Origin of the sequence: Klebsiella sp. C349492 (assembly GCF_042055345.1) — a bacterium.
GTDB classification, from domain to species: Bacteria; Pseudomonadota; Gammaproteobacteria; order Enterobacterales; family Enterobacteriaceae; genus Klebsiella; species Klebsiella scottii.
On sequence record NZ_JANQCE010000001.1, the window covers coordinates 1,049,145 to 1,060,285 of the forward strand.

At 58.5% G+C, this 11,141-nt stretch carries 10 protein-coding genes; 6 read left to right on the forward strand and 4 right to left on the reverse strand.

What is annotated here, in order from left to right; translation table 11 throughout:
* Positions 1-36: 36 nt before the first annotated feature.
* Positions 37-546 (reverse strand): GNAT family N-acetyltransferase, encoded by a 510-nt coding sequence (locus NWP14_RS04985; protein ID WP_375214896.1) that lies wholly within the window; start codon positions 544-546, stop codon positions 37-39.
* A 25-nt stretch (positions 547-571) separates the two neighbouring features.
* Positions 572-1,462: a LysR family transcriptional regulator gene (locus NWP14_RS04990; RefSeq protein ID WP_375214897.1), complete on the reverse strand. Its 891-nt coding sequence runs from the start codon at positions 1,460-1,462 to the stop codon at positions 572-574.
* Between the two features lie 113 nt (positions 1,463-1,575).
* On the opposite strand from NWP14_RS04990, the gene NWP14_RS04995 reads away from it, so the two are divergent.
* The 4 genes from NWP14_RS04995 to NWP14_RS05010 all read left to right on the forward strand — a co-directional run bounded on the left by NWP14_RS04995 (position 1,576) and on the right by NWP14_RS05010 (position 6,682).
* A complete protein-coding gene (locus NWP14_RS04995; RefSeq protein ID WP_375214898.1) occupies positions 1,576-2,427 on the forward strand; it encodes a Vmh family MBL fold metallo-hydrolase in 852 nt (283 codons plus the stop codon).
* Positions 2,428-2,585: 158 nt separating this feature from the next.
* Complete coding sequence (gene sra, locus NWP14_RS05000; protein WP_004861775.1) at positions 2,586-2,726, forward strand: stationary-phase-induced ribosome-associated protein; 141 nt, start codon at positions 2,586-2,588, stop codon at positions 2,724-2,726.
* Positions 2,727-2,898: 172 nt separating this feature from the next.
* A complete protein-coding gene (locus tag NWP14_RS05005) occupies positions 2,899-4,596 on the forward strand; it encodes an NAD-dependent malic enzyme (protein WP_095097720.1) in 1,698 nt (565 codons plus the stop codon).
* Between the two features lie 373 nt (positions 4,597-4,969).
* On the forward strand, positions 4,970-6,682 hold the full coding sequence (locus NWP14_RS05010; protein ID WP_375214899.1) for an ABC-F family ATP-binding cassette domain-containing protein: 1,713 nt from the start codon (positions 4,970-4,972) through the stop codon (positions 6,680-6,682).
* 55 nt (positions 6,683-6,737) lie between these two features.
* Here the strand turns inward: NWP14_RS05010 and NWP14_RS05015 are convergent, their stop codons facing one another.
* Complete coding sequence (locus NWP14_RS05015) at positions 6,738-7,337, reverse strand: inorganic diphosphatase (protein WP_095097714.1); 600 nt, start codon at positions 7,335-7,337, stop codon at positions 6,738-6,740.
* A gap of 256 nt (positions 7,338-7,593) precedes the next feature.
* On the opposite strand from NWP14_RS05015, the gene adhP reads away from it, so the two are divergent.
* Positions 7,594-8,604 carry an alcohol dehydrogenase AdhP gene (adhP, locus tag NWP14_RS05020; protein ID WP_375214900.1) on the forward strand — a complete coding sequence of 337 codons (1,011 nt, stop codon included), beginning with the start codon at positions 7,594-7,596 and terminating at the stop codon, positions 8,602-8,604.
* Between the two features lie 42 nt (positions 8,605-8,646).
* On the opposite strand, the gene NWP14_RS05025 is transcribed toward adhP, so the two are convergent.
* Positions 8,647-9,216: a hypothetical protein gene (locus NWP14_RS05025; RefSeq protein WP_095097708.1), complete on the reverse strand. Its 570-nt coding sequence runs from the start codon at positions 9,214-9,216 to the stop codon at positions 8,647-8,649.
* A gap of 299 nt (positions 9,217-9,515) precedes the next feature.
* On the opposite strand from NWP14_RS05025, the gene NWP14_RS05030 reads away from it, so the two are divergent.
* The gene (locus NWP14_RS05030; RefSeq protein ID WP_375214901.1) at positions 9,516-11,138 is read left to right on the forward strand and encodes a TIGR04028 family ABC transporter substrate-binding protein; all 1,623 of its coding nucleotides are present in this window, start codon (positions 9,516-9,518) and stop codon (positions 11,136-11,138) included.
* The last annotated feature ends 3 nt before the right edge of the window (positions 11,139-11,141 follow it).

Sequence of the window (11,141 nt, forward strand, 5' to 3'; positions counted from 1 at the left end):
ATTAAGTATAGGAGCGGATGGCGGATTCGGCCTGCGTCATTTACCTCCCGTCGTCATTTTGCCCCACGATCCGGCGCCGATATTCTTACTCATATTGACGCCGGTTACCCCAAAGCCGCTGGCCTCGTACAGGCGGCGGGCGGGCGCGTTATCTCCGGCGACCCGCAGCTTTATCTGCACAAACCCCTGCTGCCTGAGATCGTTTTCCAGCGTCGCCATCGCCTGTTTGCCCAGCCCCTTCCCCTGACTCGCGGCGTGAATATAAAAGTCGCAAATAAAGGCGGAGCGCATTTTGGCGTCCGGCTTGTACCACAGGTAGCCAACGTGCTGCTCTGCATCCCCGACGCGTTCAATCAGGCAGAGTAACACCTGGCCCGGCGTGCTCGCGCCGTCGGGGAGACTCTCGGCGATCTCCTGCTGCGCCTGAGCCCGGGCGTCCTGAGCTGAAAGACCATAGTTCTCAGCAATTTCGGCGGCGTAATCAGGGATAAAGTAGGCGAGCCAGGCCGCATAGTCGGCCTCCTGCATCGTTCTGAATATCATCATCGTTCCATTCCTTTAGTGAAAAATGCTAGCCGTTCGCAGGCTGCGTCAGACGCTGCTGAATGTCGTCGAGAAACAGCGGCAGCGCGCTGGGCTGGTAGTCGCGCGAGAGATAGAGACCGAAAACGCTCAGCGGCTTCGGCGTCCAGCCGGGCAGTATCTGCTTCAGCGCCCCGACGCTCAGCGCGCGCTGCGCCTCAAGCTCGGGGAGCATCGCAATACCGCAGCCGGCCACCGCGGCCTCCAGCAGCAGGGAGGAGATCCCGGCGCTTAAATTTCCCGATACCGCCACCGCCGCGCTCTCCCCTTCAGGCGAGATAAACTGCCAGGTCTGGGTGGCGAAATGGCTGTAATGCAGGCAGTTGTGCCGGCTCAGGTCGTCAGGCGTCTGCGGCTGTCCGTTCAGCTGCAGCCAGCGCGGCGAGGCGCAGAGCACCGATCGGCAGACCCCCAGCCGGCGGGCGATGGCTCCCGGCTCCGGGTTATCGGTGATGCGGATTGCCACGTCGATGCGTTCGCCGATCAGGCTGACCGGATGGTTGTTGATATCCAGCTCAAGCCGCAGCTGCGGATAGCGGGCAAGAAAATCCGGCAGCAGCGGGGAAATGAGCTGCATGGCGGTAAAGTGGGCGCAGGCCACCCGCAGCGTACCGCTGGGCACCGCCCGCTCGGTCTGCCCGGCAATTTCGTCCGACAGCTGCGTCAGGCTGCGGGTTTTTTGCAGCACCTTCTCCCCGGCGGCGGTAAGCGTTAGCCTGCGCGTGGAGCGGTGGATCAGGCGGCTGCCGGCCCAGTGCTCCATCTGCTCAAGATAGCGGCTGACCATCGGCCGCGACATGCCCAGCGCCCGCGCCGCGGCGCTGAGGCTGCCCAGCTCGCAAATGCGGATATATACCCTGGCGGCGATAATGCGATCCATACGTCGTTTCCATCTGCACGATTTATGAAACTCAGCATCTCTTTTTTCAGGAATTTTCGCAAATCGGGAAATGCGTAAAATAGCGTTATTCACCCGACATTGAGAAAACAATCATGAAACTATCGACTCTTGCCATCGCCACTGCCCTGTTCAGCAGCGCCGCCTTCGCCGCACCGCTGCAGCTGCAAACCTACAACCCGCAGGATAAAGGGATTTTCGCCGTCAACTCAACGCTGGCGTCCGGCCCCCACGAAGCGGTGCTGTTTGACGCCCAGTTCAGCATCAAGGACGGCGAGAAGCTGGTTGAGATGATCCGCAAAAACGGCAAGAAGCTGAGCCGGATTGTGATCACCTCCGGCGACCCGGATTTCTACTTCGGCCTTGAGCCGCTGGTTAAAGCCTTCCCGCAGGCAAAAATTGTCGCGACGCAGGAAGTGGTTAATCACATTAACGCCACTAAAGCCGCGAAGCTGGCCTACTGGGGTCCACAGATGAAAGACGGCGCCCCGCAGCAGGTCTATGCTCCGCAGGTCATTGAAGCCAGCACCTTTACCATCGACGGCGAGAAGGTCGAAATCCGCGAGCCGAACGGCTACGCCGCCTTCGTGTGGATCCCGGGTAACAAGGCCATTCTGGGCGGTACCGGCGTCGCCTGGAATATGCACGTCTGGACCGCCGATACCCAGAGCGCTGAAAGCCGACTGCAGTGGCGCAAAACCCTCGACGATATGGCCGCGCTGCATCCGCAGCAGGTAATTCCGGGGCACTATCTCGGCACGCCGCCGGCAGGCGACCGCGCGATCCTCTTTACCCGCGACTATCTGCAGCAGTTTGAGCAGGCGCTGAAGAACCATAAGGATTCAGCCGGCGTGATTAAAGAGATGAAGCAGCACTGGCCGAAACTTGCGGAAGAGAGCTCGCTGGAGCTTAGCGCTAAGGTAAACACCGGCGAGATGAAGTGGTAAGCGCAGACTGTTCCTAATCCGCGAACATGAGGTTGCCATTGGTGAAAATATAGCCCACCATAGATAGCGCGGTTCGGTTAACGGGCCGCCGTTAGGGTTATATTTCGTCCGGTTTCGCCGGGCTTGTCCTTGAAACAGAAGTGGATTAAGGAGTAAGAATGAAATCGAACCATCAGGCACGTCATCTTCTCGGTCTGAACTATAAGCTGTCCCAGCAGAAAAAAGTGGTGCTGGACGGCGATGTGGAAACCACCATCAACCACGCGCATGCCACCGGCCGCAAACGCCGCGCCGGCTAATTTCTCGACTGAGTGATGATAAAAACACCGTCCTTTTGCCAGGATGGTGTTTTTTTAGCACTATCTCCCCTCTTTAACAGCAACTGCTCTATACTCTGCCCGCTGCATTCCATGCCAGCCCGCCCGTCTATCGCCGCGCCGGGCCTGATGCGATTATCAAGGAGTTAGTGCGATGCAATTCACCCATAAAAAAAACCGTTCCCTGTACATCCCCTACGCGGGTCCCGTCCTGCTTGAGTTTCCGCTTCTTAACAAAGGTAGCGCCTTCAGCATCGAAGAGCGCAGCAGCTTCAACCTGCTGGGCCTGCTGCCGGAAGTGGTCGAAACCATCGAAGAGCAGGCCGAGCGCGCGTGGATCCAGTATCAGGGATTCAAAACTGAGATCGACAAGCACATTTACCTGCGTAATATTCAGGACACCAACGAAACGCTCTTTTATCGCCTGATTGGCAACCATCTTGAAGAGATGATGCCGGTCATCTATACCCCGACGGTCGGCGCCGCCTGCGAACGTTTCTCCGAGATCTATCGCCGCGCCCGTGGCGTATTTATCTCCTACCAGAACCGACATAACCTCGACGATATCCTGCAAAACGTGCCTAACCACAACGTTAAGGTGATCGTGGTCACCGACGGTGAGCGTATCCTGGGCCTTGGCGATCAGGGCATCGGCGGAATGGGTATCCCTATCGGGAAGCTGTCGCTGTACACCACCTGCGGCGGGATCAGCCCGGCCTACACGCTGCCCGTAGTGCTGGACGTCGGAACCAACAATCAGCAGCTGCTCGACGATCCGCTGTATATGGGCTGGCGTCACCCGCGTATCACCGATGACGAGTACTATCAGTTCGTTGATGACGTTATCCAGGCCATTAAGCATCGCTGGCCGGACGTTCTGCTGCAGTTTGAAGACTTTGCGCAGAAGAACGCCATGCCGCTGCTTAACCGCTACCGGAATGAAATCTGCTCGTTCAACGATGATATCCAGGGCACCGCTTCGGTCACCGTGGGTACGCTGATCGCCGCCAGCCGCGGTGCCGGCAGCCAGCTGAGCGAACAGAAAATTGTCTTCCTCGGCGCCGGTTCCGCCGGCTGCGGTATCGCCGAGCAGATCGTCGCCCAGATCCAGCGTGAAGGCCTAAGTGAAGAGGCCGCGCGCCAGCGCGTCTTTATGGTCGATCGCTTCGGTCTGCTCACCGACGCGATGCCGAACCTGCTGCCGTTCCAGAGCAAGCTGGTGCAGAAGCGGGAAAACCTGCAGCAGTGGGATACCACCAGCGACGTTCTCTCTCTGCTGGATGTGGTGCGCAACGTCAAGCCCAATATTTTGATCGGCGTTTCCGGCCAGCCGGGGCTGTTCACCGAAGAAATTATTCGCGAGATGCATAAGCACTGCCCGCGGCCGATCGTGATGCCGCTGTCGAACCCCACTTCCCGGGTGGAAGCGACGCCGCAGAACATTCTTAGCTGGACCGACGGCGAAGCGCTGGTCGCCACCGGCAGCCCGTTTGCGCCGGTGACGCTGAAAGGCAAGCAGTACGTGATTGCCCAGTGCAATAACTCCTATATCTTCCCCGGAATTGGTCTCGGGGTCATCGCCTCCGGCGCCTCGCGGGTCACCGAGGATATGCTGATGGCCGCCAGCGAAACGTTGGCGAAGCACTCCCCGCTGGTGAACAACGGCGAAGGCCCGGTGCTGCCGGAGCTGAAGGATATTCAGACCGTGTCGCGCGCCATCGCCTTTGCGGTTGGTAAAGTCGCTCAGGAACAGGGCGTGGCGGTGAAAACCTCCGCTGAGGCGCTGCTGCAGTCGATCAGCGATAACTTCTGGCAGCCGGAGTATCGCAACTACCGTCGGACGTCGATTTAATCGCGATTGGTCTCGACAAGCGACACGCCATCTGGATAACGGCGAACGCGGCGGGCCTCTACGGGGCCCGCTTTTTTGCCCCGCATCCCTCCTGGATTTAGCCGCTAGCTAAATCGACGTTCTCCTTCTACACTGCCTGCACCTGTCAACTAACTGAATAAAAAAGGAGGACCCCATGCTGTACTGTGAAATGTTTATTTTTTCACATACATTTGGCGATCGTACCCCCTCAAGCGTTATCGGTATCGTGCTGCGATAACTTTAGCTTGAGCGAAGAAACCAAACCTTAATTCCCTTCCCTCGGGCTTACCGGGTTATCGTCAGCGATGTTTGACGAGGCATTCTCATGCCTGTAACTCTTGAGTAAGTCACAATGAGCACACTCTTAACCGCACAATCGCTGTACGTTGAAACGGCATTTGGCCCGTTATTCAACGATCTCTCTTTTACCCTCAAAAAAGGCGACCGCATCGGCCTGATGGGCTATAACGGCTGCGGGAAAAGCACCTTGCTGCAGGTACTCGACGGTACGCTTACGCCCAATTCCGGCCTCGTGGCGCTGGCTAACCACTGCCTGCTGGCCCGCGTGGAGCAGCATCTGCCGGAGGCGGTATTAGCGCAATCGCTGGTGCAGGCGGTACTGGCTCGCCTCCCCGCTGCGGGTCGCGAAAACCATCGCTGGCAGGCGGAGCGCCTGCTGGCCGAAATGGGCTTTGGCGCCGCCAGCTTCGGGCAGCAGGCGGCCAACCTCAGCGGCGGCCAGCATACCCGGCTGCTGCTGGCGCGGGCCATGATTCAGCAGCCCGATCTGCTGCTGCTTGATGAACCCGGCAACCATCTCGACCTGCCAACCCTGCTGTGGCTGGAAAGCTTCCTGCAAACCTGGCAGGGGAGCTTCGTCGTGGTGTCGCACGACAATCTCTTACTGGATGCTGTAACTAATTCCAGTTGGATCCTGCGCGACAGCAGCCTGCACGCCTTCTCTCTCCCCTGCAGCGCGGCTCGCCGGGCGCTGCAGGAGCAGGATGAAAGCGACGCCCTGCGCCATAAGGCCGAGCAAAAGGAGATCGACCGCGTCGCCGCCAGCGCCAGGCGGTTAGCTACCTGGGGGCAGGTCTATGACAACGAAGATCTCTCGCGCAAAGCCAAACAGATGGAAAAACAGCTGCTGCGTCTCAAGGAGAGTCAAACCAGCGTGACCGCCGGGACGCCGTGGCGGCTGGCGCTGCATGGCGACGCGGTGCAGGCCGACCGTCTGCTGGAAATGGAACGACTACCGGTCCCGCCGGCGCCGGGGCTGCCCGCCCTGTTCACCACCGGGCTGGCGCGGCTGAAAAGCGGCGATCGGGTCGCAATAATGGGCCGCAACGGCGGCGGAAAATCGTCGCTGCTGCGCCTGCTGTGGCGGCAGCTGCAGCAGGCGGCACCGGACGCCGGGCTACGTCTGCACCCCCGCCTCAGCCCGGGTTACTATGATCAGACGCTGCATCAGCTGGCCGATAGCCACAGCCTGCTGGAGGCGCTTGAAGCCTTTGCGCCGGCCCCGGAGGCGCGTAAGCGCGCGCTGATTTCCGCCGGCTTCGGCTGGGCCCGTCACGGGCAGAAGGTCAGCACCCTGAGCGGAGGCGAACGCTCCCGGCTGCTGTTTGTCGGGCTGTCGCTGGCGCGCTATAGCCTGCTGCTGTTAGATGAGCCCACCAACCATCTTGATATGGAAGGCAAAGAGGCGCTGGCGGCTACGCTGCGGGACTATCCCGGCGGCCTGCTGCTGGTCAGCCATGACCGTCAGCTGATCGCCCGAAGCTGTAACCGCTTCTGGCTGATCGACGACCAGGGCCTCAGCGAATGGCACGACGTCGACGAGGTCTATGCGCGGCTGCGGAATGTTACCGGCCAGCGCGAACGGCCAGCGCAGGTGCCGGCGGCGGCAACGCCCGCAGAGGACGGCGATGCGCTGCTGGAACGGCTGATTAGCCTGGAACAGCGCCTGGCTGAAGATCTTGCGCGTAAGCCGAAGCATCAGAAACCGCAGCAGCAGGCGCAGTGGCGTAAGGAGATCGCAGAAATTAATGCCCGACTGAGTTAAAACCAAACCAGCCCGGCTCGCGGCGTCAAGCCTGAGCCGGGCTTCGTTTAGCCGGTTACTGCGGCTTTTTCGCTTTCCAGGCATCCCATGCCTGTTTGATTTCCTGTTTCGCCGTCTCGGCATCGTTAAAGCCGTTCAGCTCCACCTTTTTACGGCCATCCGGCAGCTGCTTATAAACCCGGAAGAAGGCCTGCAGACGCTCCTGCTCCATTTTCGGCAGATCGCTGATGCTTTTAATATCGTCATAAGTCGGATCAATTTTGCTGGCCGGCACGGCGATGATTTTATCGTCCTTCTCACCGCCATCGATCATCTTCAGCACGCCAATCGCCCGCAGCTTAATCAAGGTTCCGGGCGCCATCGGCGCGCGGGTATAGAACACCACATCAAGCGGATCGCCATCACCGGCCAGCGACTGGGTCAGCGAGCCGTAGTTGGCCGGATAAGCCACCGGCATCGACTGGAAACGATCGGCGATGATAAACCCGGTTTTGGCGTCCGTTTCATATTTGATAATGCCGCCGGCGGGAATTTCGGTGACCGCGTAAAACTCCTCCGGATTGTTTTCCGGCTGCGGGAAATCCAGCACGTTATCGGCCTGAGCGGCGGCGGAGAAGAGCAGCGTTGCGGCGATGATGTTTTTTACCAGATGCATTGGGTTATCACTCTGTTGTTATAAGAAATTGTCCAATAACAGCCTGCCGGTAAGCAATGAAAGGAATATGACCAATTCATGGCATAAATATTAACAGCTATAATATTGAGCAAAAAACGTTCTTTTAGCCACGCCGCCTGATTTAAACCACACTTTTCACTACAAAACTTGCATTTAACGGCACAACAGTTAATCCTTAATGAGTATTATTCACAAAGAACACGACGTGATTTGTCACTAATATCAAGGAGAAAACATGAGAGTTGCCGTTGTCACTCACGATCATCAGGTCAATGTAACGGAAAAAACGCTGCGTCCCCTGCAACATGGCGAAGCGCTGCTGAAAATGGACTGCTGTGGCGTCTGCCACACCGACCTGCACGTCAAAAACGGCGATTTTGGTGATAAAACCGGCGTTATCCTCGGGCATGAGGGCGTCGGCGTGGTTCTGCAGGTCGGTCCCGGCGTAAATTCACTGAAACCCGGCGATCGCGCCAGCGTGGCATGGTTCTTTGAAGGCTGCGGCCACTGTGATTACTGTAACAGCGGCAACGAAACGCTCTGCCGCTCGGTAAAAAACGCCGGCTATACCGTTGACGGCGGCATGGCGGAAGAGTGTATCGTCACCGCCAACTACGCGGTAAAAGTCCCGGATGGCCTCGACTCCGCGGCCGCCAGCAGCATCACCTGCGCCGGCGTAACGACCTACAAAGCGGTGAAAGTCTCCCACGTCAAGCCGGGCCAGTGGATCGCGATTTACGGCCTTGGCGGCCTGGGCAATCTGGCGCTGCAGTATGCGAAAAACGTCTTCAATGCCAAAGTTATCGCCATCGACGTCAACGATGAGCAGCTGAAGCTGGCCGCAGAGATGGGCGCCGACCTGACCGTCAACTCCCGCAGCGAAGACGCGGCGAAGGTTATTCAGGAGAAGACCGGCGGCGCCCATGCCGCCGTGGTGACCGCCGTCGCGAAGGCCGCGTTCAACTCTGCCGTCGACGCCGTGCGCGCCGGTGGCCGCGTGGTGGCCGTTGGCCTGCCGCCGGAAGCCATGAGCCTCGACATTCCGCGTCTGGTGCTGGACGGTATCGAAGTGGTGGGTTCGCTGGTGGGTACCCGTCAGGATCTGATTGAGGCCTTCCAGTTTGCCGCCGAAGGGAAAGTGGTGCCAAAAGTGACGCTGCGCCCGCTGGGCGATATCAACGCCATCTTTAAAGAGATGGAACAGGGGCAGATCCGCGGCCGTATGGTTATCGACTTCCGTCGCTGATCTTTGCGCCTCTTCCGAATCAGGGAGAGGCGTCTGCTCAGGCTATACGCACGGCCCGGTCGCGCATCCGTACATCATGTACAGCGGAAATAGCGGCACCAGCGGGATCAGCGCGATGGTTCCGAGGGTAGAAAGAGTTTGCGTCCGATCGTTGATCGACACCACCACCGGGCTGGAGAGTCGCCAGGACTCTTCAAGCTCGTTCGGATTCCCTGCCGTCCAGTAGCCGGAAGCTTTAAACAACACGCCGAGATGTTCACTATCCAGCGCCGTCGCTTTATATTCATTGGTTAATATCGTCTGCTGCGCTGCGTCCAGTTTACGTTTATCAAGCACCACCAGATATTCCGCCACCACCTCATGTTGCTTAACCGCAAAGTTTACCCGCACGCCCGCGGCGACTTTATTAAAACGCTGGTAGAAGGTGTTATAGCGCTGATACTCCTGCGGGGCGCCGTCCCGATAAAACCGATAGGTGTATTTATTGGACACCGCAATAATACCGGCCGAGATCGGCTTAACTTTCGTTATGGTATCGGTCGGCGGTAAATTCGGCGCCGCGGTGCAGCCGGTCAATAACACCACCGCCAGCCCCAGTAAATATTTCAGCATTACCTTTTTCCCGTTTAGCGACATTCATTTGTCGGCCATTAATTTATCAACCTTAAGTATCATCTCAATCTTTTTATCAAATTATGAGATTAGTGCCAGCCGAAAAAAATAAAATTAACCCGGCACCAAGGCGGCCAGGAGAGAATTCCCTAAGTAAGTGACTGCCGTCAACGCAGGCGCAGTTTGAATTATCCCAGGTATTAATGCTTTTTATGCACATGCTTAGCGCAAATGCTTCGTTCCTTTGTCAATAACCGCGCCGGATGATGACAACACAATAGATAACAAAGGAATTCACCATGCAAAGCCGTTTTCGTCTGCCCGCGCTGGCAGCACTTTTTTTATCAGGCGCCTTTTCAGCCTGGGCCGCCGATACGCCGGTTAAAGGCGGCATCTTAATTTATCTTGAGCAGCAGCCGCATACCAACCTTTATCCGCCCGCCGGGGGCTTCTATCCTAACGGCGGGATCCTCAACCAGATCACCGATAAGCTGACCTGGCAGAACCCCAAAACCTTAGAGGTCGAGCCGTGGATTGCCGAGAGCTGGAGCACTAACTCCGACAAAACCGAATATACGTTCAGGCTACGCCCCGGCGTCACCTTCTCCGACGGCACTCCGCTCGACGCCAACGCGGTTGCCAAAAACTTTGATACCTACGGGCTGGGGAATAAGGCCCACCGCCTGCCGGTCTCGGAGGTGATAAACAACTACGATCGTAGCGAGGTCATCGACCCGCTGACGGTAAAGTTCTATTTCAAAAAGCCCTCCCCTGGCTTCCTGCAGGGCACGGCGACCATCGGCTCCGGGCTGGTGTCGCTTAGCACGCTGCAGCGCAACTTCGAAGAGCTCGGCGACGCGCGCAATATTATCGGCTCCGGCCCGTTCAGCGTTAAAGATGAAAAACCGGGCCGCGAGCTGACGCTGGTTGCCCGCAAAGATTACCGGTGGGGGCCAAAAAACCTGCCGCAGCAGGGGCCGGCGAACCTCGACGGTATTACCTTTATCGTCACCCCGGAAGATAGCGTGCGCATCGGCGCGCTGCTGGCGGGCCAGGCCGACTTTATCCGCCAGGTTCAGGCCTACGATGAAAAGCAGGCCACCGACCAGGGCTTTACGATCTACGCCGCGCCGACTCGCGGAGTGAACGATAGCCTCAGCTTCCGTCCGGATAACCCGCTGGTTTCCGATCTGCGCGTTCGCCAGGCGCTGCTGCATGCCACTAACGCGAAGCAGGTCGTCGATACCCTGTTTTCCGCCAACTACCCGCAGGCCACGTCGGCCATCGCCAGCTCGGCGGCGGGTTATGTCAACCTCAGCGACAGGCTAACCTTCGACCCGGCGAAGGCCAACGCCCTGCTGGACGAAGCGGGCTGGAAAACGGCCGCCGACGGTATTCGGGCCAAAGATGGCCAGCGGCTGGCGCTAACGGTCTATGAATCGCTGCCGCAGCCGCAAAATAAAGAGGTGCTGCAGCTGGTTGCTCAACAGTGGCGGCAGGTCGGCGTGGCGCTCAGCGTCAAGGCCGGAGACGCCGGCAGCCGGACCCTCGATAACCTCGATCCGCTGAAAACTCCGCTCACCGTTTCCGAGGTCGGTCGCGCCGACCCGGACGTGGTGAAAAGCATGTTCTTCCCGGGCAACCGCGATGCTCTGCTGCAAAAAGGCGGCTCCAGCGACAAGGTGCAGAGCTTCCGCGACGATAAGCTCAACGCCCTGCTCACCGCCATCTCTGCCGAAGTTGATGCGCAGAAGCGCCTGCAGCTCACCGGCGACGCCCAGCGCTATCTGCTGGATAACGCCTACGTGATCCCGATCTTTGAAGAGCCGCAGGTGTTTGCCGGGGCGAAATGGGTGAAAGGCGTCAGTTTTGAAGCGGTTGGCCGCCCGTCGTTCTACGGCGCGTGGCTCGAAAAGCATTAAGGA

What these genes read in the sequence shown, in the direction of transcription:
- NWP14_RS04985 (WP_375214896.1), bottom strand. Translation starts at nt 546, where the DNA reads ATGATGATATTCAGAACGATGCAGGAGGCCGACTATGCGGCCTGGCTC.
- NWP14_RS04990 (WP_375214897.1), bottom strand. Translation starts at nt 1,462, where the DNA reads ATGGATCGCATTATCGCCGCCAGGGTATATATCCGCATTTGCGAGCTG.
- NWP14_RS04995 (WP_375214898.1), top strand. Translation starts at nt 1,576, where the DNA reads ATGAAACTATCGACTCTTGCCATCGCCACTGCCCTGTTCAGCAGCGCC.
- sra (WP_004861775.1), top strand. Translation starts at nt 2,586, where the DNA reads ATGAAATCGAACCATCAGGCACGTCATCTTCTCGGTCTGAACTATAAG.
- NWP14_RS05005 (WP_095097720.1), top strand. Translation starts at nt 2,899, where the DNA reads ATGCAATTCACCCATAAAAAAAACCGTTCCCTGTACATCCCCTACGCG.
- NWP14_RS05010 (WP_375214899.1), top strand. Translation starts at nt 4,970, where the DNA reads ATGAGCACACTCTTAACCGCACAATCGCTGTACGTTGAAACGGCATTT.
- NWP14_RS05015 (WP_095097714.1), bottom strand. Translation starts at nt 7,337, where the DNA reads ATGCATCTGGTAAAAAACATCATCGCCGCAACGCTGCTCTTCTCCGCC.
- adhP (WP_375214900.1), top strand. Translation starts at nt 7,594, where the DNA reads ATGAGAGTTGCCGTTGTCACTCACGATCATCAGGTCAATGTAACGGAA.
- NWP14_RS05025 (WP_095097708.1), bottom strand. Translation starts at nt 9,216, where the DNA reads ATGCTGAAATATTTACTGGGGCTGGCGGTGGTGTTATTGACCGGCTGC.
- NWP14_RS05030 (WP_375214901.1), top strand. Translation starts at nt 9,516, where the DNA reads ATGCAAAGCCGTTTTCGTCTGCCCGCGCTGGCAGCACTTTTTTTATCA.